At 60.3% G+C, this 2,380-nt stretch carries 1 protein-coding gene and 1 pseudogene; both read left to right on the top strand.

The features are described from left to right. The first annotated feature begins 776 nt into the window (after positions 1–776). The gene (recA, locus tag Q7U29_RS16085; RefSeq protein WP_304743102.1) at positions 777–1,871 is read left to right on the top strand and encodes a recombinase RecA; all 1,095 of its coding nucleotides are present in this window, start codon (positions 777–779) and stop codon (positions 1,869–1,871) included. 110 nt (positions 1,872–1,981) lie between these two features. Next, positions 1,982–2,380 (top strand): annotated as a pseudogene (locus tag Q7U29_RS16080) (DUF1835 domain-containing protein); the annotation flags it as partial.

Genomic DNA, 2,380 nt, shown 5'->3' with positions numbered 1-2,380 from the left:
CGGACAGCAAGCAGCCTGATATTGGTCTCGGTCTTGCCGGATATAACGGCGTCGCCGATCCGGAACTGCCATTGCCAAACGCCGGGCGCTGACGGCGTAACCGTGTACTCGACGCCCCTGTGCTTCATATCCCCAACCACTTCGGATCCCATATATAAACTATAGGTTGTCAATTTGAATAATGCACCTCACTTGCGTTGTCGAGGGATGTCGATGCCGCAGGGCTGAACCAGACCAAGGTTCCGTCGGCACAAGAAATGGCGTCGGGCGGGATGTCGGGCGCTCGCTGCGCTTCGCGCGTCGGGGAGGATTCCAGAACAGCTAGAAGTGGGGTGGCCTCAATCGAGCACGATGGGCGAAGGGGAGGCCATTCGGCCGGCCACTCATCTTGGCGCCCTCGAGCCCGGGGATGATAGCCATCTGTCGATGACATCAAGCTCCAGGCGCTCGGTGCGGACGCCGACCATAATCCGACCGTGCAATTCGATGCAGCCAATATACCGATAGTGCCAATTTCATCACAGCTCTCCGTATTTCTACTGAGAACAATCCCGGGCAAATTTACGGCGCGTTAAGGTGCAAATTCGGCCACTGCAATTTTCAAAGTAGGTCACGAGGGTTGGAAACCGGCCAAGTACCGACCTGTGAAAAGAACATATTGCGAACCTAGAACAAATAGGGTACGTTGCTCTCCAAGTCATTGCCGTAAAGTCACCGCCGTAAAGCCGCTGCCCGTTTGTCCCTCTAGCGAATCCCCGTCATAAGGAGCACCACCAATGGCCGCCCCCACTACCGCGCTGCGTATCGTCGAAGGATCCTCCATGGACAAGACCAAGGCCCTGTCGGCCGCGCTCTCCCAGATCGAGCGCCAGTTCGGCAAGGGCTCGGTAATGAAGCTGGGCAAAAACGACCGCTCGATGGACATCGAGACCATTTCGTCGGGCTCGCTCGGGCTGGATATCGCGCTCGGCGTGGGCGGTCTGCCGCGCGGCCGGGTGGTGGAAATCTACGGACCGGAATCCTCGGGCAAGACCACGCTGGCGCTGCACACGGTGGCCGAAGGCCAGAAGAAGGGCGGCATCTGCGCCTTCATCGACGCCGAACATGCGCTCGACCCGGTCTATGCCAGAAAACTCGGCGTCAACATCGACGAACTCCTGATCTCACAGCCCGACACCGGCGAGCAGGCGCTGGAAATCTGCGACACCCTGGTACGGTCAGGCGCGGTCGACGTGCTGGTGATCGATTCGGTGGCGGCCCTGGTGCCGCGGGCCGAACTCGAGGGCGAGATGGGCGACGCGCTGCCCGGGCTGCAGGCTCGCTTGATGAGCCAGGCGCTGCGCAAGCTGACCGCCTCTATCAACAAATCCAACACCATGGTGATCTTCATCAACCAGATCCGGATGAAGATCGGCGTGATGTACGGTTCACCGGAAACCACCACCGGCGGCAACGCGCTGAAATTCTATGCTTCGGTCCGCCTCGACATCCGCCGCATCGGGGCGATCAAGGAGCGCGACGAGGTGGTCGGCAACCAGACCCGCGTCAAGGTGGTGAAGAACAAGCTGGCGCCGCCGTTCAAGCAGGTCGAGTTCGACATCATGTACGGCGAGGGCGTCTCCAAGATGGGCGAGATCCTCGACCTCGGCGTCAAGGCCGGCATCGTGGAAAAGTCCGGCGCCTGGTTCTCCTATGACAGCCAGCGCCTCGGCCAGGGCCGCGAAAACTCAAAAGCCTTCCTCAAGGCCAATCCCGATATGACCGCGAAGATCGAGGCCTCGATCCGCCAGAACTCCGGCCTGATCGCCGAACAGATTCTGGCCGGCAGTCCCGAGCGCGACGCCGAAGGCGAGGAGCCTGCGGAGGAGTAAATTATCGGACCTGGGTCGGATGATCCGGGTTTCGACATGAACGGGCGCTGAGGACGTTGAGTTGCCGACGTTCTTGGCGCCCGTTTTGTTTGCGTAGAGCTGGTGGTCCCATGACACGCCTGATTCTGTCATCCAGTGACAGCGGCGCGGGCGGCCTCTTGGAGGCTAGGCTCGCGAATTGCGTCATTCCCCTTCGACCGAGATTCGTCTGGGGTCCGTTGCCTTCGCAAATCGAACTTGAGGCATGGTTGTCGTCTCGCCCGGCAAGACATGAGGTCTCCGGTTCTCATTGGCTCGATCTCACCGGCAAGCGCTTCGCGGAAGCGCGGACGGAGGGGCCGGGCTTGATCGAATTCTGCGCCCGCTTTGAAGCGGTAGAGCTATGGATCGATCCGGATCCGAATGCGCAGCTGACGCTGATCTGGCTGTTGGACTATCTGCGACATCACGCAGCGACCGTGTCCAAGCTGACCCTGGTCCAGGCCGATGTCCAAATCGGCAATTGCACG

This window comes from Bradyrhizobium sp., assembly GCF_030654605.1.
Lineage (GTDB): Bacteria > Pseudomonadota > Alphaproteobacteria > Rhizobiales > Xanthobacteraceae > Bradyrhizobium.
Note: the sequence above shows the minus strand (reverse complement) of the source record. Positions and strands in the feature narration are given on the sequence as shown.